This is a genomic window from Paenibacillus sp. J2R1T-4, assembly GCF_059692235.1.
The window spans coordinates 213,534-233,295 of sequence record NZ_JCAUBA010000007.1 but is presented as its reverse complement, the minus strand read 5'-3'; the positions used below and the strand labels follow the sequence as shown (position 1 = coordinate 233,295).

Sequence of the window (19,762 nt, the reverse complement as noted above, 5' to 3'; positions counted from 1 at the left end):
TCTACTCCTGTCCTCCTTAGGCCGGCAGCAGCTTCACGACCGTCTCCACGATGACTGTTATAATTGGAATCGCCATGACCATGATAATCACTTTGCCGGCCAGCTCAATCTTGGAGGCAATCGACTCTTGTCCTGCGTCTCTGACGATTTGTGCTCCGAACTCGGCGATATAGGCGATGCCAATAATTTTGAGAATCGTCTTGAGAAAGACGAGGTTAATATTAGATTGCGTAGCCAGCTCTTCCAGGACTTGAATAACGGCTGATATTTTACCGATCAGGAATAAGAAGATGAAGATGCCGGTTACGGTTGAAAGCAGAAAAGCAAACAGCGGCTTTTGCTCCTTCAGAATCAGGGACAAGATGGTTACGATGAAGCCAAGACCTACTACTTGGATAATTTCCACGTCGGTTCACCTACTGAAACAGGAAGATCGTTTTGATTTCCTTGAATAGGTCGTCCAGCAAACTGACGACCATGAACAGGACAACGACGAAGCCGATGACGGTAACCCAGTGCGCCATATCTTCCTTCCCCATTTGCTTGAGCACCGTATGAATCATAGCAATAATGATCCCGATGCCGGCGATCTGAAAGATCGCATTAACGTCCACGTTCATGTCTGGCACCTCTCCTAGTACATCAAAATGACGATGAAAGCTCCGGCTAACAACCCAAGGCTTCTCCACATTTTCTCGTAGCGCCTCTGCTCCTCCCAAGCGTTCTGCTCCTCAGCCTGCAATAAGCTCGCCGCCAGTCTAAGATGCTTAACTTGATCCTCGCGGTCTGTTACTCCGAGCGTGTAGCCTAATTGGTTCCACACTTCCCGTTCGTTCGCTTTGAGCGAAGTAAGCTTCCAATATTTGTTTACCGCAGCATGCCAGCTCTCCTTCGCCGTCGAACCGTCCGTCTCCATCCGGTCCGCAGCTTCTCGGAGCATTCCGCCTAGCGGCTCGCCTAGTTGAGGAGCGATTCTGAGGAGTGCATCTGCAAGCGGTGTGAAGCCGTATACCATCTCAGTCTCAAGTCTTTGCAGGACTTGGATGAGTTGGCGAATCTGCCTGGGTCTGCGGGCGAATTGCGCTGCCTTCGCGAGCCCGAACAAAGTTGCCGCAGCCAGTATCAGCACTGCTCCGATAAGCTTCAACATGGCGGGCGCTCCCGTATTTGCGGCGCGAAGGGCGCTGCGGAAGCGGCGGTTGTCACCGAACGGCGCGCAGTGGCGGGCGCGTCGCTCGGCGGGGCGCCGCCTAGCCGCTGCAGCAGTCGTCCCGCTGCGTCGCTGACGTCGGCTTGCACGCCGCCGGCGGTTCCTGGGCTGCGCCGAAGCGTGACGATGCGGGTGAACAGCCCCGCCGACAGTAGTTGGCGCAGCGCAGGGCGCTTGGCCGCGTCGTCGGCGTTCAAGCCGTGTGCGGTGGCCGCAACGATGATGCCCGCGTGCAGCGCCTCGAGAGTGGCTTCCGCGTCCTCCGGCCGCCCGATCTCATCTACGACGATGACTTCTGGCGACATGGAGCGGATCAGCATCATCATGCCTTCCGCCTTCGGGCAGCGGTCCAGCACGTCCGTACGCGGCCCAACATCGAAGGTCGGAACCCCCTTCACACAAGCGGCAATCTCGGAGCGTTCGTCGACAATCCCTACCTTCTGCCCTTCTCGTGCAATCGAGCTTGTCAGGGAACCTCCCCAACTGATCAATCGGGCTAGATCTCGGATCATCGTCGTCTTCCCCTGCTGCGGTGGTGAGATGAACAGAGTATGATGCAGTCTCCCCGTCGCTGCATCCCATAAGGCAGACAGCAGGGGGAGCGCGACCCCTTTACGTTCGCGGGCGATACGAATGTTGAACCCGGCGATGTCACGAATCAACTTAACCTGACCCTGCTCAAGCACCGTTCTGCCCGCCAACCCGACCCGATGACCGCCATTCACGGTAATGTACCCCCGTTTCAGCTCTTCCTCGAACGTATACATCGAGTGATTCGTAAGCAAATCCAGCAGCTGCAGACAATCATCACGATTGGGACAGTATCCTTTGCCCGCATCACGGGTCATCTCCCCGCGAACCGTGATGAACCTCGAGCCCTCTGATCCTGTTAATTCAAGCGGGCGGCCTTCACGAATGCGGAGCTCTTCAGCACGGCTTCTAGACTCTGCCGGCACATTCTCTATGATTCTGCGAAGCGCCGGGGGTAGAAATGGTAGAATCGCATTCATTAGACGTGCCTCCAAGTTTGTCCGCATTTACAACATATGTATGCTTGTTCTACTAGATTATTCGTTTTCAGAAGCAATTTATTTTTTTAGAATCCCTATAAAAATGCATGTTACGCCTATCCCTACCCACAAAAGCTTCGTTAAGGATAGTTTGTCCGTCATCCCTATCAATCCAATAGTAGTCGTCGAAATCAAAATGAGAGGACCGACCACAGCAAGCCCCGAATTTACGAGAAGCGCCTTGTCCACTTGATTCAATCTGAGCATCACGATGGCAGCAATTATCTCGATACTGCCTGATAACATCCTTAGCATCGCCATGCTCATTACGAACTTATTAATCATTTTTGTTCTTTCCCTCCTTCGAGCTGTTGTTTCGGGTTGCAGCATGGTTTTAAAGGTTTTGGACGAAATCCAGCATAAGTGCCGGGATGAGCCGGAGAGCGACCTTCGCAGTCCCGTTTCAACCACCTTCCCCTATACAATCAGGAAACGGGCTGCAACCGAGCCGGAGGCCATCCGAGTAGCGTGCTGCGTATTCATCCGCCTATCCTTTAATGCCTTTTTTGCAACCAGCCATCTCCTCCTACCTTATGCAGGGTTGTCTCTTTTTAGCATAGGGGAACACCGTCTGCGATAGGCGCATATATTGCTTGCAGATGTCATACAAAATAGGTAGAACGAGGAGAATGGGTAGAAATGGACGTGACCTCTCAATTGGAATGGCCTTCCCTTCTGCAGGATCCAACCGGGCGCAGACAGCATAAACCGCGGACAAATGGAAGAACTATGGTTATTGACAAGGGACTAGGAAGCCATGCATTCGATGATATGCTTTGTACCACTGCACCTTATATTGATATGATCAAGCTCGGTTTCGGGACGAGTCCGCTCTATCCAACCACTGTGCTGCAGAACAAAATCCGAATGGCCAAAGAACAAGGTGTCGAAATATTACCAGGAGGGACCTTTATCGAGGTAGCTGTCGTTCAGAATGAAGTAGAAGCTTGCTTCCGATTGATCCGGCAGCTTGGGTTCACTTCCATTGAGGTATCTGATGGAACTATTGATCTACCGCGCAACAAAAGAAGTGAATTGATTCTGCTTGGGTTAGATTCGGGATTGACTGTGTACACAGAATACGGCAAGAAGTATTGGGGCTCCCAGATTGAACTGGACGAACTTATGGAAACCGTTAGGGTGGATATCCAGCTCGGGGCCGATCTTGTCACAATTGAAGCGCGAGAGTCGGGCGAAGGAGTTGGCATATTTGACAGCAGCGGCGTGTGTCGGGACGACCTGCTCCAGGATATGATGAAGCTATTTCCGGATCCAACCCGTATCATGTGGGAAGCGCCGCAAAAGTCACAGCAGGTGCACCTGCTGAAGAAGCTGGGGCTGGATATTAATCTCGGCAATATCTCACCAGTGGATATAATGTCGCTGGAATCATTACGGAGAGGACTTCGCTCTGATACTCTAGTCTGGGAATGCAGCCCATTCCAGCTATCTTAATGTAGAAGTACAATAGCTTAGCAAATGTTTAAAGGAGGAGTTCACATGCAAGTGAATGTCATAACTAGTGTTAATGAAGCTAAGAGCGATGACTTCATCAACAAAACTGTCATTGTAATAGATGTTCTCCGCGCTACTAGCACGATTGTGACCGCACTTTCTCATGGATGCTCCTGTATCATACCTGTAGAAACCGTCCAGCAAGCCAAGCAGCTCCAAGAACCTAACGATAAGTTAGGCGGTGAACGCTTTTGCAAGAAGATAGTTGGCTTCCATTACGGGAACTCCCCTTTGGAGTATATGTCTTCAGATCTGGTTGGGAGCCGCGTCATTCTTACTACAACCAATGGAACAAGAGCGATACAGAAATCATTACGAGCTGCTCATGTATTAGCAGGGAGTCTGCTTAACGCTAGCGCATGTGCAAAAATGGCTGTGTCATTGAAGAGAGAAATCGCCATAGTATGCGCAGGAACGCAAGATGAATTTTCGTTTGAGGACGGTTTATGCGCGGGGGTGCTTTTGAGAGATTTGCTCCACTCTGGCACTGGGTACACGGATGTTAATGATGCGGGACTTGCGATGATGCACGTATTTGCAAATGTGGAGGGGCATCTCGAGGAGGCAATATTGGATTCGACGAACGGCAAGAAGCTAAATAAGATGGGGTGCAAAGAAGACGTTAGCTTCTGTTCTCAACTAAATCGATATACCCATGTCCCTGCTATGCACGGATCATTCATGCGTTAATGGATCCTCCCGTCAATTAGTCTTTGACTAGACTTGTTCTAATTCCACCTTGTCCTCATAGACTAAGAGGGAATCCAGAGGACAGGAGTCACGGACATGAAAGGCGATCTCATTTTACTGGCCCTAATCGTCATCGGACTAATCGGCCGGTCTCCCATAATTACGACGGCAGCCTGCATCCTGCTAGCTGTGAAATTAATTCATCTGGATCGGTTTCTTCCGACCATCGAACGAAGAGGATTGGAAATCGGCCTATTGTTTTTGACAATGGGGGTACTGGTTCCATTCGCAAACGGACGTATTACTTACAAGGATATTATGAATGTATTCACCTCTTGGCCTGGGATTATTGCTCTTACTGGTGGAGCTATTGCAACGTATATGAATGGTAAAGGACTTGATTTGTTAAAAGTAGATCCTCAGCTCATAGTGGGCCTCGTTATCGGTTCTATATTCGGAATTATTTTTCTTCGCGGAATTCCGGTGGGCCCTTTGATGGCTGCTGGGATAACAGCATTGTTGCTTAAGATCGTATCGTTCGTGTTCGACAAAATCCAGTAGCAGCACAACTTGCTTGTTTCCTCTCTCCGAATAAACCAAAAAGGCCGGCCAGAGTGCATAACATGCACACCTGACCGGCCTTTTTGTTATCCCATACTAGCGGCGCTCGGATGGACCGCCTACAAATGCTTGCTCGTTTGAATCCAGTCCAAATGCAGTGTGAAGTGCACGCACCACTTCCGGAAGCTTGTCACTGGCAATAATGCAAGATACGCGAATTTCGGAAGTGCTTACGGTGTTAATGCTGACACCGAGCTCTGAGATCGCTGTGAACATCGTTGCCGCAACTCCTGGATTGCTGACCATACCGGCACCTACGATCGATACTTTTACAAGTCCCGTCTCGGCTTGGATATCCTTGAATCCAACCTCTGCCTGAATACGGCGAAGAATTCCTAGCGCCTTCTCCAATTCAGAAGATGCGAGCGTGAACGAAGTATCAGCCTCTCCGTCCCTGACTCCGCCCTGCACGATGATATCAACATCTACCTTCTCAGCAGCGAGAGCGCCGAATACTCTGGCTAACTGACCTGGCTTCTCAGGCACTCCCAATATACTAACCCGCGATACGTTCTTATCGGAGGCGATGCCGCGTACGACAACTCCTTGCTCCATGACCGCTTCCTCCTTCACATAAGTACCCTCGTTATAATTAAAGCTGGAACGTACGACTAACGGTACACGATTATGCTTCGCATATTCGACAGCTCTTGGATGCAGCACGGCCGCTCCCAAGTTAGCCAACTCCAGCATTTCGTCGTACGAAATTTCACTCAGCTTGCGGGCAACCTTCACAACCCGCGGATCTGTTGAATATATGCCGTCTACATCGGTATATATCTCGCACAAGTCTGCTTGGATCGCAGCAGCAATGGCAACCGCCGTCGTATCTGAACCGCCGCGGCCAAGAGTAGTAATCTCGCCGCTGTCCGTCATCGCTTGGAAGCCGGCAACAACAACGATTTTCCCATCATTCAGGGCGTCCAATACTCTTTGGGGCTGGATATCCGTGATCCGTGCTTTACGGTGTTCACCGTCTGTCCGCATCCCTGCTTGCCAACCCGTAAACGATATAGCCTCTTCACCTATGCTGTGAATGGCCATAGTTAATAGTGCAATTGATATTTGTTCACCTGTGGTGAGCAGCATATCCATCTCACGGGAAGAAGGCTTCCCGACAACAATTTGCTCAGATAAGTCAATTAATTCATCCGTAGTGTCGCCCATTGCAGAGACAACAACTACACAACGATGGCCTTCCTGCTTTCGTTCCGCCACCCGTTTAGCCACACGTTTCATACGTTCAGCATCACCGACGGAGCTTCCACCGAACTTCATTACGATTAGAGACAACCTTGCTCACTCCCAACCCCAGTGTTATCAGACTTGCAGCATAATCAATATAGTATTATAGCACAGGGCAACCTAGAAATAATAGCGAAAAATAGACCAAAAAACCTTGCAGCCTGAATGGGTGCAAGGTTTCTCGCTATCATGCGCCCAAAATTAAGCGCGGGATATATATTTACCGTCTGTTGTGTTAATCAGCAAAACATCGCCTTCATTGATAAAGAGCGGCACTTGAACAGTATGACCTGTCTCCAGCTTGGCGTTCTTTAAAGCGCCTTGTGCCGTATTCCCTTTAATACCAGGCTCTGTCTCAGTAACCGTCAGTTCAACACTATTGGGCAGGTTCACACCAAGAATTTCTTCTTGATAGCTGACTATGTTCAAGATCATGTTCTCTTTCATAAACTTAAGCTCCCACTCCAACTGGGATGCAGGAAGGGTGAATTGATCATAAGTCTCCGTATCCATGAACGCGTGGTCGTTGGCGCTTGCGTACAAATATTGAACAGCGCGGTTCTCAATCTGGGCGCGGCCTACATCTTCTCCAGCACGAAATGTACGTTCAACCGTATTACCGTTGCGAAGATTTTTGAGCTTGGAGCGCACGAATGCTGCGCCTTTCCCTGGTTTTACATGTTGAAAATCTAATACGGTGAAAATGTCGTGGTCTACCTGAATAGTAAGACCTGTCCGAAAATCATTTACTGAAATCACTTAAATTTCCTCCTTTATTTTACCCCACAAAGTGACTCTAACCTACAATTCATCAAAAAAACTATCTAATCGATGATAATAAAGTCTTTTGGGGCTTGTGTCAATCTGCGCATCCCGGATTCTGTTATTACAATATCATCCTCAATGCGCACACCGCCAAAATCCGGTAAATAAATACCAGGTTCTACTGTAACCGTCATACCAGGCTTTAAGACTACATCCCCTTGTAAGGAAAGTCTTGGCGCTTCATGGATTTCCATACCTAGACCGTGCCCCGTGCCATGGCCGAAGTAATCCCCGTACCCATATTTCTTAATGACATTGCGGGCGATAGCATCGGCTTCCATTCCGGACATGCCTGGCTTAATATGATCGAGCGTCAGCATCTGGGCTTCCAACACGATGTCATAGATTTCTCGGTGTTTGGCTGTAGGCTTGCCGAGCATGACTGTACGCGTTATATCGGAACAGTAGCCTTTATAATAGGCACCGAAATCCATCTTCACGAACTCGCCTGTCTGCATCGCACGCTGGCTAGCTTTTCCGTGAGGCAGAGCAGAACGTTCCCCTGAAGCAATGATCGTCTCGAACGAGGTGGAAGTTGCACCATGTCTGCGCATGAAGAACTCGAGCTCGAGCGCTGCCTCGCTTTCCAGCAATCCTGGTTTCAATACAGTCAGCATAAACTCATATGTGCGGTCAGCAAGCTCTGCCGCTTCTTGCATAACTGCAAGCTCTCTGCTATCTTTAATCATCCTCAGCTCTTCGATCCAACCGCCTGTCGGAATAAGCTTAATTCCTGGAAGAGCCGATAAATATGCGGTATAAGTACCATAAGATACGTCCTGCTGTTCGAATCCGAGCTCTTGAATATTCCAATCCTTCAATAGTTCAAAAACGCTCTCGATTAGCTTAGGTTTATGCTCGATGAATTGATAATGCACCGCTTGTTGAGGAGCTTGTGAGCGATAGCGGAAATCGGATAACAGCACAGCTTGATTGGCTGTAATAACTAGTGCTCCTGAAGAACCGTTGAACCCTGACATGTAAGTACGGTTATAACTGTTGGTGACAAGCAACGCATCCAGCTTACGTTCACTCATTAGTTGTCTTAACTTAGCCAAACGAGCTTGTTCCATTACGATTCACCCTTTTCTTGTAAATGACGAAGTAGAGCAAGCAATCCAAGCTCATAGCTGTGAGCGCCGAATCCTGCTATTTGTCCTATCATGACGGGAGCCGTAACAGAAGTATGCCGGAACGTTTCTCGCTTATGTATATTGGACAAATGCACTTCTACCGCAGGAAGAGCTACTGTGCTCAAAGCGTCACGAATGGCATAGCTGTAATGGGTAAAAGCACCAGGGTTTATCATGATGCCATCTGCGATCCCATAAGCAGCATGAATCCGGTCTATGAGCTCGCCTTCATGATTGGATTGGAAAAACTGCAGTGTAACATTCAAAGACTCAGCTAGTTTGGTTAATCCATTCTCGATGCTGGCAAGCGAAGTAGTACCATAAATACCCGGTTCACGAATCCCAAGCATATTCAAGTTAGGACCATTGAGAACAACGATATGTTTCATTTGATTAACATCCCCGTATCCTTCTAGTTCTGTATCGAGCAGGAATATTCAGTTGTCCGCTAACCTAGCCATTTTACCATAAGTTTCCCAAGATTGAGAACCTTTTTTAAGAGCTTTTCTCAGGCTTGTCCTATGGAAAGGCTTGGTTCACGATCTTGCTCATCTGTGAATTCGAATGCAATCGTATGTCCAATGAAGAATCCCCAAAGTAAAAATAAACAGCCGTCTGTAAGGATGGAAATCCAATCTATTGTGCCAATCGGCTTCATCATCCCCATCGGCGGACCTACGGCAACATACAAAATGACCCACCAAACTAGTCCATAAACCATTCCAAACAAATGACCTCGTATCTTTCGGAAGATAGCAGTGTAGAGCAGGGCAGCTAATACAGAAAACACAATAAATGCGCCCCAACCGGCCATATAGCCTTGTGTTGTTTGATTAAAGGTTGGGTTGGACCAAGGCTTGATAAGAAAGGTTGGATGGACTTTAGTAAACTTGAAGTAATACTCCACAATTCGTATTCCACCCCAAATAAGGCCCGCAAATAAACCCGTATTCAATGCAAATGTCCATGGATTAGTTGGCCTGATCGGACTAGCTGCTTCTATCTCGGAATCTGCAAACGGCTTATTAGAACTCCCGTGCTCCCCCTCCTTACCTGCTTTTGATGACTGCAATAACTCCATGTCCTCATTAATATTGTTCTCTTCGGTTTGTTCTTCTGAGTTCTCTTCCGTTTGGACAGAATGCTGCTGTATACCTTGGTTTTCAAACTCTTGACTTGACTGTTTTTCGTTGTCGTTCATCGATTATTTGTTTCCTTCCTTCATTTTCTCTTATTATGCGCAATAGCTCGAAATGTAAACCGGTAGCAATTCAAGCTGGAATTAGATAGAATAGAAGAAAACATTAACTAATAGGGGGTGACCTCGTTGTCGCAGTCGAAACCGCAAGCACAGAGCCCGCCGGCAATTTATGGTGGGCAGGCCGTTATGGAAGGCGTTATGTTCGCCGGTCGTACCGTTCATGTTACAGCTGTTCGCAGGAAGAATCAGCAGATCGAATTTTTCGAGGTACCCAAGAAAGATATAGGTTGGGTTCAGGCGCTTAAGAAGATTCCATTACTCCGCGGTCTTGTGGCCATTATTGAATCAAGTGCCAAAGGCGCACAGCACTTGAATTTCTCAGCAGAGATCTATGCGGAAGAGAATGTCGAGCCTGGGGAAGAAGACAAGGAAGACAAGGAAGGCAAGGAAGGCATTGCAAAAGAGGAGAAGAAACAGGGTGGGTTAGGCAACCTCTCTCTAATTCTTGGAGTAGCAGTAGTCGGGGTTCTCTCCTTTGTTTTCGGAAAGTTCGTATTTACACTTGTGCCTGCTGCGGTGGAGGAATTGTTATTCGGCTCCTTCTTCGAGAATCAGATCGGGCATAACTTGCTGGAAGGTGTCATCAAGATTATTCTGCTCATCGGGTACATCTACTTCATCTCGTTTACTCCAGTAATACGCAGGCTGTTCCAATATCACGGAGCAGAACACAAGGTCATAAGCGCCTATGAAGCAGGCAAAGAACTGACTGTTGAGAATGTGCAAAAGTTCAACACGCTTCATTACAGATGCGGAAGCAGCTTTATTGTCTTCACCGTAATTGTCGGTGTAATTGTATATTCCTTCATGCAATATGATAATATATGGGAACGCTTATTGCAGAGGCTCATTCTTTTACCCCTTGTGATCGGATTGTCATACGAAGTGTTGCGGTTTACGAATTCATTGCGGGAAGTTCCTGTTTTGAGATATTTAGGATATCCTGGACTCTGGTTGCAGAAACTAACTACAAAAGAGCCTGATGATACACAAGTAGAAGTGTCGATTGCATCTTTCGAACGGATGCTCGAGTTTGATCGTAATCAACAAGCAATAGCTCATTCCGATGAACGAATCGCCAGTAATGCCTGAGTAACATCTAGATGATCATAATCGTACAATGGTGCAGGGGGAATGGAGAATGAACAGACGGAGACATTGGTCCATTTATGCAATTGGTTTGCTGCTTATAATCGGCTTGGCCAGCAGTGACCCAAGACAGTTAATCATTCCGGTTGTGATATTCGGGGCTGTATTCCTTCTCTGGAAATACCCGCCTTCCAGGTGGAAAAGGACGAAGAATATTCGCTATTCCCATTCACAAACAAGAGCGAAGTCTGCCAAAGATAAACGCAAACCGATTCCTTTCAAAGTCATACAAGGGAATAAAAAGGATGACAAAGACTCCGATCCCCCTTATCCTTATCACTAGTGTTGTTAATACAATAGCCTCCATTCCACTTTATAAGCGGTCTGGAGGCTTTTCTATTTATACTCCTTTTATCTCACGAACATGCTGTTTGAATTGATTGACATAGTAAGTATGTGACCATCGATCGAAATATTGAATGGCAGCTTTATAACCAGATTCATACAAATCCATGCTTCTCTCCTTCGATATATCAAAATCCGTTACACTAACACCCAACGTCGGGATCTTAATTGTACGAAATCGATTTTTCTCTTCGATATAACGCACGTCATGCGCCTCAAGCATAGTCTCGAACAAAGCTTGGAACATAGAAATAGGGCCTATAATATTGTGGGGCGCGTTTTTATGCTTATCAATCAAATGGAATCCTACTGTAGGGACCAGGTCTTTGTCATTCACACCCACGGTCTGGTTATCGAAAATCCATAGAGGAAAATTACTAAGCAAGCCACCGTCCACGATGTAAATGAATTGTTCGGAGAACGCTTCCCCTTTCCTTCTAAAACGTGCTGATTTACGCATTACGACAGGATCAAAGAAATACGGAATACTTGTGCTCATTCTAATTGCTTTGGAAACAAGCAGACGGCCAGGGTCGATGCCATAGGGTGCAATATCATCCGGAAGCACTAACAGACGGCCCATCGTTATGTCCGAGGCAACAATTCTTAATTTGTCTCTGGGCAAATCCGAGAACGTTCGGATCCCCTTTGCCGCTAGCTTTGTGTAAATCCACTGTTCTAGCTCATTACCGGAGTAAAGCCCTTTTTTGATAAATAACCGCACTGCAGGTCCGATAATACGAATATTTGTTAACCAGGATCGCTTTAGGAATTTTTTGAAAGGAGTTTCTAGAATAATGCTCTTCATTTCATCTGCGGTATAACCTGCTGCAAGCAAGGCTGCAACGAGCGCTCCGGAGGATGTACCTGCTACCTGTTGGAACTGAACTCCTCTCTCCTCGGCAGCCTTGATCCCCCCGACCAATCCGATCGCCTTCACTCCTCCTCCTTCGAAAACACCGTTCACCCGCATAAGCCTCACCCTTTTCACCCATAGTTCATTAATTCTATGTATGCGGTAACGGTTGTTCGTATGTTAGGGGTTCATATAACTATAACCAAACGAAAAAAACATCCATCCAAATGGATGAATGCTTCTTATTCCGATACGAGCTCGTTTTTAATGTTGAGAAGTTCTGTTACACGTTCCGGATCCCGATTGAAGTACTCTACCAAGCCTTCAATGCAAGTAATCGAATCCCAACTGAGATGATGCTCGATGCCTTCTACATCCTTGTATATGTTCTCTTCCTGAACACCGATAACATGCAAGAATGATTCCAGCAGATGGTGGCGCTCCACTAACCGTTTCCCCATCTTCTTTCCCTTCGAGGTCAGAACCAAACCTCTATACCGTTCATAGATCAAATAATGATCCTTATCCAGCTTCTGAATCATCTTGGTAACGGATGAGGGATGTACTTCAAGCCCTTCGGCGATGTCAGACACTCTGGCATATCCTTTCTCATCTATGAGCTTATAGATCTTCTCCAGGTAGTCCTCCATGCTCGGTGTAGCTGCCATGATATTCCCTCCTTACGAAATAATCTAAGACTCAATGGTCTTTCCGGACACAATCGTCTAGTGTATGATACACTGTTTACCCTGCTAAAGCAAGTACCGTGAACAGCCACAAACTCCCTCGATTCTTATGGAGAAAGGCTATGAGCAACTGCTGCTTAAGCTGGAAAAGCCGTCTCGGAGGAGGCGGCAGAGGTTATAACGGTTGAATTGATTCAGCACTGGTTCACGGAACGAAAGTATGAGTGGGGCCGATGGAGTCAAGGCAAGTAAAATCAGAACTTCAGCCATTCTGGAGTTCTTTCTTGCAGCCAAATCGTAATCAGAATCATTTTATCAAAATACAAGAGGAACGCGATAATGATCATCAGCACGCCGCCGATTTTCATGATCAAATTGGAATAACGCAATATCCATTTTGTAGATCCGATGAAGAAGGCCAAAATAAAAAATGGAACTGCAAAGCCCAAAGTGTAGGCTGTAATCATCTTGAACCAGACGCCAGGTTCAGTTGCAGAGAGCATAAGGATGGCGGAAAGAATAGGTCCTACACAAGGCGACCAGCCTGCTGCGAAACCCATCCCGATAATGACGGAACCAAGGTATCCTGCAGGCTTGTATTTGAACTGGAACTTACGCTCCGACATGAGCCATTGCGGTTGGAAAATCCCAAGCAAGAACAAACCCATTACAAAAATGAAAATAGCTGCGATCTGACGCAGTAAATTTCGGTAAGCATCAAACCAGTCCGCTAATAACCCAGCCCCGAATCCCAGAGTGTAGAACACAAGAGAGAACCCCAGAATAAAGAAAAGGGTGTGGGTAATCGTCCCTCTTCGCACTTCTCGTACAGACTGATCCTCGCGAAGCCTCTGAACGGAGATACCCGTTATGTAGGAAATGTAAGAAGGGTATAAAGGCAAGCAGCATGGCGATATGAATGACGCAAATCCAGCCCAGAGCGCAATCCAAATATTCACCTGTTCCATCACTTGTACCTCCAATCATTTATTAATAATGACAGCTATCAGCTATACCCGAAGCCCTCTTTTGGCTATTAAGGACAGGATAAGAAGAATAATTAAGGTAAGCACAACAGTCGCCCCAGGTGCCCAGCTCCAAATCCCTGCAGCGACAAGACCGCCTACTACGGCAATCTCAGAGTATAATACCGCTGTCCAGACCGAATGTCGGAAGCTCCGACCAACGACCAGACTGCATGCGACCGGTACTGTGAGCAGTGCAGACACAAGAAGCGCTCCTACAATTTTGATAGCGACCCCGATGACAAGAGCTGTAAGCACAGTGGTGAGCAGATTCAGCGTACGTACAGGAAGCCCGCTGACTGCCGCCGCATCTTCATCGAATACAAGCAGGAACATCTCTTTGAAGGTCATGAGCAGGACGGTAGAGACGACCACAGTGACTGCAGCAACAAGCCAAAGGTCCGTCCAGCTTAGCGTGTAGATGCTCCCGAACAAGTAGCTGCTGACGTCCATATTGTAGCCTCTTCCAAGCGTGAACAAGAAGCTGGCCATGGCGACTCCGCCTGACATTATGATCGCTATGGAAAGCTCAGCATACGTCTTATAAGCTTTGCGAAGCTTCTCAATGGCAAAAGAAGCAAGGACTGCGAACACAAGTCCCACTCCAAGAGGATATACGCCTAGCAGGAAGCCTAGGGCTACCCCGGCGATAGAAACGTGAGCAAGTGTGTCGCCTATCATCGAGAGCCTTCGAAGCACCAGAAAAATGCCCATCAGGGGTGCCATGAAACCGATAAGCACTCCCCCGATAAGCGCCCTCTGAAAAAAATATTCGTAAAAAATATCCAACCGCTTTCTCCTCCACGCTGCCTACTCTGCCTTACTTGTCCTTCTAATTGACTAGCACAGGCTCGGATATGTTACGCAAATCTCGCAATGAGTGAGCCAGATTCGTTTCTTTACAATTCTCCAGATCATGCGAATGCTTAACGAAAAATTTAAGCTTGCCGCTTGTCTGCACAGGCTCTCTGCCCAAATACGCATACATCATCTCAATATCATGCGACACCATAAGAAACGTTATATTGTGATGCTGATGCATATGCCGGATCATATGGAAGAAGTTCTCCTGCGTTTCGGAATCGATCCCGACCGTCGGCTCGTCGAGGATGAGCAGATCCGGATTGTTAATCAAAGCACGGGCCAAAAAAGCACGCTGCTGCTGACCGCCTGATAACTGCCCGATCCTCCGATCCGCAATATCTTCGATGTGAAGAGCATGCAGGGCATCTTCGCACTTCTGCAGATCCTGCTTGGTCACTCTCCTGAAAAGCTTCTTCCTGCCATATACACCTGACAAAACGACTTCTCTTACCGTTGCAGGGAAAAGAGGGTTAAAGGAGTTTTTCTGAGGGACATAGCCAATTCTCTCCCAGTCCTTAAACTTGGATACAGGCTGCCCAAATAAACGAATGTTTCCCTGATTCGGCTGAATCAGGGAAACAATCATGCGCAGCAGGGTTGTTTTGCCTGCTCCATTGGAGCCGATCAGGCCGACAAAGTCCCTCTGATACACGTTAAAATCAAGATTGGAGATCACATTGCGATTATTGAAACTGAATGAAACATCTTCAATCGATATAATGCTATCGTGACAGTGAGGAGAATCGTCGATGGTTTGGAACACTTGCTTAGAGGCAGGGTTCATAGGCTTTCAAACTCCTAGCTTGTATGACTAATCTAACTTATCTTATTGTAATGCTTTCAGTAAATTTTGCAAATTTTTCTCCATGATGGAAATGTAATTTTCTCCGGCTTTGACTTGCTCATCCGTCAAGCCTTCTAGCGGATTCAGGACCAAAGTTTCGATTTTAGCATCGTTTGCTAGTGTTTTCGCCAATTTATCGGATACTAATTCCTCGAAGAAGATATACTTGACATTGTTTTCCTTCACAAACTTGTTGATTTCTATAATTTCCTTGGATGTTGGCTCAGCATCAGGTGACAATCCCATTATCGCTTTTTGGGTCAGTCCATAGTCACGTGCAAGGTAGCCGAATGCTTGATGCGAAACGACGATTTCTTTCTTGACTGTGCGGGATAAAGATTCTGCAAACTTGTTGTCGAGAGCAGTTAATTGTTTGTCCAGCTTGCTGAAGTTTGCTTCATAATCTGCTTTGTGTGCAGCATCTACCTGGATCAAACCATTCTTAATCATCTCGGCCATATGTCTGGCAGACTTAGGACTTACCCAGACATGCGGATCATGACCGGATTCGTCTCCGTGATCGTGATTCTCTTTATGCCCTTCTTCTTCCTCTTCAGCCGCTTCCAACAGCTTGATGCCGTTGCTCGCTTCTACTACCAATTGCTTGGAATCTTTCTTTTTGGAATCCAGGAAATCATGAACCCAGCCTTCGAATCCAGCGCCATTATAGACGAACATTTCTGCTTTGGTCATATTTGTCAGGTCTTTGCTCTTAGGTGACCATTCATGTGGCTCAACACCTGCAGGCACCAGATTAATAACATTGACATGATCTCCGCCTATGGATTTGGCAAAATCGTATAAAGGATAGAAGGTTGTTACAACGTTGATCTTACCCTCTGCCATTTGCACATTGGTCGGTTTGGCACAGCCTGTTACAAGAATGATCGCGGATAATAGAACAAAGAATAGTGCGATGGATATAACCTTGCGATTCTTCATTATGGAATGGTTCCCCTCTCTTATTTATGTTGCTGGTAGTGCTGAGCCGTAAATCAAATAGGGATGTAAATGATTAATGAGGTCAATCGGTGTAAATCGTAAGTATTTCTATTTACACACTGGATTATACGTGCTCCTCAATTCTTTTGTCAATCCCTTAATGATAATTATTTCGATTAACAAAATTAACCCTTCTCCCATTAAAACGTAGGAGAAGGGTTATAGGAGGGGCTGTTGCTCAGGTAGTTCACCCCCAGCCCAGTGAGATATTACTTCACTCTGGAGCCAACAGGGATGTCTTCCGCCACTGTGGCGAGCGTAAGCTTGTCGCCGTCGGAAGCGGCGAGGATCATTCCTTGCGATAGCTCACCACGCAGCTTGACCGGCTTCAAGTTAGTGACGCAAATGAGCTTGCGTCCAATCAGTTGTTCCGGCGAGTAGTGTTTCGCGATGCCGGAGACGACCTGCCGCTGCTCGCTGCCAAGATCCAGTTGGAGCTTGAGCAGCTTGTCAGCGTTCGGTATCGCTTCGGCGGCGAGCACTTGCGCGACGCGCAGCTCCACCTGCAGGAAATCGTCGATCGCGATTTCCTGCACGCTGTCAGCGCCGCTCGGCGCAGCCGGCGCTTGCGCCTTCGGCGCGGCAGGCGTGGCTGTGCCAGCAGCCGCCTGAACAGCAGGCACCTCGCCAGGCGCGGTGCCTCCGCCCATCGATTCGGCGATGAACGCCGTCTCGACGGCAACGTCGAGGCGAGGGAACATCGCCTCGCCTTTGTTCACCTTCGTCCCAGCAGGCAGCTGGCCGAAGGCACGAACGCTCTCCCAGCCGCTTACCCGGCTGTCCGAGGCATCAAGCCCAAGCTGGGCGAAGATGTTGCCCGGCGTGCGCGTCAAGAACGGCTGGAGCAGCACAGCCGACAGACGTAGCGATTCCGCCAGATGATACAGGACGGAGCCGAGTGCCGGGCGGGTGGCCTCATCCTTCACAAGCGACCACGGCTGCGTCTCATCGATGTATTTGTTCGTACGGCCGATCAAGGTCCATACCGCCGCTAGGGCCAAGGAGAACTCCATGCGCTCCATGGCTTCTTCGTACTTGGCAATCGTCGTTTCCGCTGTTTCAACCAATGCAGCGTCAAATTCAGTAGCATTCGGAATATATGCCTGGATCGTGCCGTTGAAATATTTGTCAATCATCACAACCGTACGATTGAGTAGATTGCCCAAGTCGTTGGCAAGATCATAGTTCAACCGCTCTACAAAACCTTCCGGTGTGAACGTACCATCCGCCCCGAATGGAACTTCGCGCAACAAATAATAACGCAGCGCATCCAATCCGTAACGATCGATCAAAGTAACCGGATCTACAACATTCCCCTTCGACTTGGACATTTTGCCGTCCTTCATCAGCAGCCAGCCATGAGCGAATACTTGCTTCGGCAGAGGGAGATCAAGCGCCATCAACATAATCGGCCAATAGATCGTGTGGAAACGGACAATTTCCTTCCCGACCAGATGCACATCCGCTGGCCAGAATTGTTCGAATTTCTGCGGATGATCCGTATCATAGCCCAATGCTGTAATATAGTTGCTCAAAGCATCGATCCACACATAGACCACATGCTTAGGGTTGTTAGGTACTTTAATTCCCCAATCAAAAGACATCCGGGACACGGCTAAGTCTTCCAGGCCTGGCTTGATGAAATTGTTCACCATCTCGTTCTTTCGGGACTCCGGTTGAATGAACGTCGGGTTTTCTTCATAGTAAGCCAATAAGCGATCTGCATATTTACTCATTTTGAAGAAGTAACTTTCTTCCCGCACCTTCTCTACCGGCCGCCCGCAATCCGGACAATTCCCGTTATCCAGCTGACGCTCCAGGAAAAAGGACTCGCAGGGCGTACAGTACCAGCCCTCATATGTGTCCAAATAAATATCGCCTTGCTGAAGCAATCGGTCGAATATTTGCTGAACAACCTTCTTATGCCGTTCTTCTGTTGTACGAATGAAGTCATCGTAGGAAATATCAAGCTTAGCCCAGAGGTCCTTGATTCCTACCACGATCCCATCCACGAAAGCCTGAGGTGTGACGCCTTTCTCCGCTGCCTTACGTTCAATCTTTTGCCCATGCTCATCCGTTCCGGTCAAATACATCACATCATAACCGCGCAGCCTCTTGTAACGCGCCATAGCATCACCAGCTACAGTCGTGTAAGCATGCCCGATATGCAGCTTGTCGCTAGGGTAATAAATGGGCGTTGTAATGTAATACGATTGGCGAGTGTTCTTAGACATCTTGAGTAGCCTCCTTTGTATGAACCCTTCCTTATTTCCAGAAAAAACAACAAAAAAACTCCCTCCCCTATGGGACGAGAGTTTGACTCACGCGGTACCACCCAAATTCCCCTGGCTTTTGCAAGCGCAGAGCTTCGTCAGTCCATGTCGGACTGCGCCTTTAACGCTGACGTCGCGTCGAACTCTAATGGATCCAGCTCCTGAAGCTGTGATACGCTCGAGATCAATTCCTCCCGGACCATGTTCCAAAGTGCGCCCTATACCGGTTTTCAGCTGCCCCGGCTCTCTGCAATAAGTGCAAGCTCTGTACTCTTCCGTTCTTCGGAAACTCATATTTCGTTCCAATTAATGCAAATATACCGAATTCCGATCTGTGATGTCAAGTCGACCTGTAACCCACGCAACGCAGGATGCTAACTTATCGGATGTTTCCCTGACTTCGGAGGCACATGGTCGACTCCGCCTGGATGGAACGGATGACATTTGCATATCCGCTTCACAGCCAAGTACGAGCCCTTGGCAGGACCGTGGGTCTCCAATGCTTCCAGGGCGTATGCTGAACATGTTGGATAGAATCGGCATGTGGGAGGTTTAAGCGGTGAAATCCATTTGCGGTACAATCGTACCGGGAGCTGCAGCATTCTAGTCAGCATGAGAGTGTGTATGCTCATGCGAATGATTATGTTGCTCTTGGGCTTGAGTTAGTTTCTCAGTCGTAGAACTGTCCTTGCATGTATTGCAGTATCCATATATTTCGAACTTATGACGCACGACCTCGAAATCATCAGGCACACCCTCGATTCGTGTCATCGGACAATACACAATCGGAATCGTCTTCTCACAATTCAAGCAGAACAAGTGATGGTGATGGTGATGCTCGTCGCAATGAGAACGGAACTTCACCCCGTCCTCGAACACGAATTGTTCCACAATTCCCATATCGTTCATGACCCGCAAATTCCGATAGACGGTATCGAAGCTAAGTCCCGAATATTGTTGGCCCATTGCATCGTAGACGTCTTTAGGGGTTAAATACCCTTCAGATTCTGCGAACAGCTTAGCTAATGTTTTACGTTGATCTGTAATGCGAAGTCCTCGGCTGGACATCAGTTGAATGATCTGTTCCGCGTTCATACGAGAACACCCCTCTACTCATCTTCTGTTCCCCCTATCATGCACGAAAAGGT

Annotated in this window: 24 protein-coding genes; 5 read left to right on the top strand and 19 right to left on the bottom strand. The window is 47.8% G+C overall.

The genetic code is table 11. The features are described 5' to 3' along the window. Positions 1-16: 16 nt before the first annotated feature. From spoIIIAD to AC58QD_RS14505, 5 genes are read right to left on the bottom strand one after another with little or no spacing between them, the layout of a single operon-like run. Positions 17-406 (bottom strand): stage III sporulation protein AD, encoded by a 390-nt coding sequence (spoIIIAD, locus tag AC58QD_RS14525; RefSeq protein WP_497334370.1) that lies wholly within the window; start codon positions 404-406, stop codon positions 17-19. A gap of 10 nt (positions 407-416) precedes the next feature. Continuing rightward, on the bottom strand, positions 417-620 hold the full coding sequence (gene spoIIIAC / locus AC58QD_RS14520) for a stage III sporulation protein AC (RefSeq protein WP_110840056.1): 204 nt from the start codon (positions 618-620) through the stop codon (positions 417-419). A 14-nt stretch (positions 621-634) separates the two neighbouring features. Further along, positions 635-1,150 (bottom strand): stage III sporulation protein SpoIIIAB, encoded by a 516-nt coding sequence (gene spoIIIAB, locus AC58QD_RS14515; protein ID WP_497334368.1) that lies wholly within the window; start codon positions 1,148-1,150, stop codon positions 635-637. Further along, a complete protein-coding gene (gene spoIIIAA, locus AC58QD_RS14510) occupies positions 1,144-2,247 on the bottom strand; it encodes a stage III sporulation protein AA (protein ID WP_497334366.1) in 1,104 nt (367 codons plus the stop codon). The genes spoIIIAB and spoIIIAA overlap by 7 nt, the downstream gene beginning before the upstream one ends. Positions 2,248-2,298: 51 nt before the next feature. Continuing rightward, complete coding sequence (locus AC58QD_RS14505) at positions 2,299-2,565, bottom strand: YqhV family protein (RefSeq protein ID WP_497334364.1); 267 nt, start codon at positions 2,563-2,565, stop codon at positions 2,299-2,301. Positions 2,566-2,919: 354 nt separating this feature from the next. On the opposite strand from AC58QD_RS14505, the gene comA reads away from it, so the two are divergent. The 3 genes from comA (at position 2,920) to AC58QD_RS14490 (ending at position 5,046) form a co-directional block, all read left to right on the top strand. After that, on the top strand, positions 2,920-3,735 hold the full coding sequence (gene comA / locus AC58QD_RS14500) for a phosphosulfolactate synthase (RefSeq protein WP_497334362.1): 816 nt from the start codon (positions 2,920-2,922) through the stop codon (positions 3,733-3,735). 45 nt (positions 3,736-3,780) lie between these two features. After that, positions 3,781-4,485 carry a 2-phosphosulfolactate phosphatase gene (locus tag AC58QD_RS14495; RefSeq protein WP_497334360.1) on the top strand — a complete coding sequence of 235 codons (705 nt, stop codon included), beginning with the start codon at positions 3,781-3,783 and terminating at the stop codon, positions 4,483-4,485. Positions 4,486-4,581: 96 nt separating this feature from the next. Beyond that, positions 4,582-5,046 carry a DUF441 domain-containing protein gene (locus AC58QD_RS14490; protein ID WP_497334358.1) on the top strand — a complete coding sequence of 155 codons (465 nt, stop codon included), beginning with the start codon at positions 4,582-4,584 and terminating at the stop codon, positions 5,044-5,046. Between the two features lie 96 nt (positions 5,047-5,142). Here the strand turns inward: AC58QD_RS14490 and AC58QD_RS14485 are convergent, their stop codons facing one another. The 5 genes from AC58QD_RS14485 to AC58QD_RS14465 form a co-directional block, all read right to left on the bottom strand. Further along, the gene (locus tag AC58QD_RS14485) at positions 5,143-6,399 is read right to left on the bottom strand and encodes an aspartate kinase (protein ID WP_497334356.1); all 1,257 of its coding nucleotides are present in this window, start codon (positions 6,397-6,399) and stop codon (positions 5,143-5,145) included. Between the two features lie 153 nt (positions 6,400-6,552). Continuing rightward, positions 6,553-7,110: an elongation factor P gene (gene efp, locus AC58QD_RS14480; RefSeq protein ID WP_497334354.1), complete on the bottom strand. Its 558-nt coding sequence runs from the start codon at positions 7,108-7,110 to the stop codon at positions 6,553-6,555. A gap of 65 nt (positions 7,111-7,175) precedes the next feature. After that, positions 7,176-8,249: a M24 family metallopeptidase gene (locus AC58QD_RS14475; protein WP_497334352.1), complete on the bottom strand. Its 1,074-nt coding sequence runs from the start codon at positions 8,247-8,249 to the stop codon at positions 7,176-7,178. Beyond that, positions 8,249-8,698 carry a type II 3-dehydroquinate dehydratase gene (gene aroQ / locus AC58QD_RS14470; protein ID WP_497334350.1) on the bottom strand — a complete coding sequence of 150 codons (450 nt, stop codon included), beginning with the start codon at positions 8,696-8,698 and terminating at the stop codon, positions 8,249-8,251. Before aroQ ends, AC58QD_RS14475 begins: the two co-directional genes overlap by 1 nt. A gap of 119 nt (positions 8,699-8,817) precedes the next feature. After that, positions 8,818-9,510 carry a YqhR family membrane protein gene (locus AC58QD_RS14465; RefSeq protein ID WP_497334348.1) on the bottom strand — a complete coding sequence of 231 codons (693 nt, stop codon included), beginning with the start codon at positions 9,508-9,510 and terminating at the stop codon, positions 8,818-8,820. 186 nt (positions 9,511-9,696) lie between these two features. Here AC58QD_RS14465 and AC58QD_RS14460 point away from each other — a divergent pair, with 186 nt between their 5' ends. Both AC58QD_RS14460 and AC58QD_RS14455 read left to right on the top strand, forming a co-directional pair. Next, positions 9,697-10,662 carry a DUF1385 domain-containing protein gene (locus AC58QD_RS14460; RefSeq protein WP_497334545.1) on the top strand — a complete coding sequence of 322 codons (966 nt, stop codon included), beginning with the start codon at positions 9,697-9,699 and terminating at the stop codon, positions 10,660-10,662. A gap of 49 nt (positions 10,663-10,711) precedes the next feature. Beyond that, positions 10,712-11,002 (top strand): hypothetical protein, encoded by a 291-nt coding sequence (locus tag AC58QD_RS14455; protein WP_497334346.1) that lies wholly within the window; start codon positions 10,712-10,714, stop codon positions 11,000-11,002. A 57-nt stretch (positions 11,003-11,059) separates the two neighbouring features. Here the strand turns inward: AC58QD_RS14455 and AC58QD_RS14450 are convergent, their stop codons facing one another. The 9 genes from AC58QD_RS14450 to AC58QD_RS14410 form a co-directional block, all read right to left on the bottom strand. Continuing rightward, complete coding sequence (locus tag AC58QD_RS14450) at positions 11,060-12,037, bottom strand: patatin-like phospholipase family protein (RefSeq protein ID WP_497334344.1); 978 nt, start codon at positions 12,035-12,037, stop codon at positions 11,060-11,062. A gap of 125 nt (positions 12,038-12,162) precedes the next feature. Beyond that, positions 12,163-12,588 (bottom strand): transcriptional regulator MntR, encoded by a 426-nt coding sequence (mntR, locus tag AC58QD_RS14445; RefSeq protein ID WP_497334342.1) that lies wholly within the window; start codon positions 12,586-12,588, stop codon positions 12,163-12,165. A gap of 272 nt (positions 12,589-12,860) precedes the next feature. Next, positions 12,861-13,574: a cytochrome c biogenesis CcdA family protein gene (locus AC58QD_RS14440; protein ID WP_497334340.1), complete on the bottom strand. Its 714-nt coding sequence runs from the start codon at positions 13,572-13,574 to the stop codon at positions 12,861-12,863. 42 nt (positions 13,575-13,616) lie between these two features. Beyond that, entirely contained in the window at positions 13,617-14,420 is an 804-nt protein-coding gene (locus AC58QD_RS14435) for a metal ABC transporter permease (protein WP_497334338.1), read from the bottom strand. A 43-nt stretch (positions 14,421-14,463) separates the two neighbouring features. Further along, positions 14,464-15,279 carry a metal ABC transporter ATP-binding protein gene (locus tag AC58QD_RS14430; RefSeq protein WP_497334336.1) on the bottom strand — a complete coding sequence of 272 codons (816 nt, stop codon included), beginning with the start codon at positions 15,277-15,279 and terminating at the stop codon, positions 14,464-14,466. Positions 15,280-15,321: 42 nt separating this feature from the next. Then, a complete protein-coding gene (locus tag AC58QD_RS14425) occupies positions 15,322-16,281 on the bottom strand; it encodes a metal ABC transporter substrate-binding protein (RefSeq protein WP_497334334.1) in 960 nt (319 codons plus the stop codon). Between the two features lie 269 nt (positions 16,282-16,550). Continuing rightward, on the bottom strand, positions 16,551-18,575 hold the full coding sequence (gene metG, locus AC58QD_RS14420; protein ID WP_497334332.1) for a methionine--tRNA ligase: 2,025 nt from the start codon (positions 18,573-18,575) through the stop codon (positions 16,551-16,553). Positions 18,576-18,988: 413 nt separating this feature from the next. After that, positions 18,989-19,228, bottom strand: coding sequence for a membrane protein insertion efficiency factor YidD (gene yidD, locus AC58QD_RS14415; RefSeq protein WP_497334330.1), 240 nt, complete (start codon positions 19,226-19,228; stop codon positions 18,989-18,991). Beyond that, complete coding sequence (locus AC58QD_RS14410; RefSeq protein WP_497334328.1) at positions 19,218-19,709, bottom strand: Fur family transcriptional regulator; 492 nt, start codon at positions 19,707-19,709, stop codon at positions 19,218-19,220. The genes yidD and AC58QD_RS14410 overlap by 11 nt, the downstream gene beginning before the upstream one ends. Positions 19,710-19,762 lie beyond the last annotated feature (53 nt).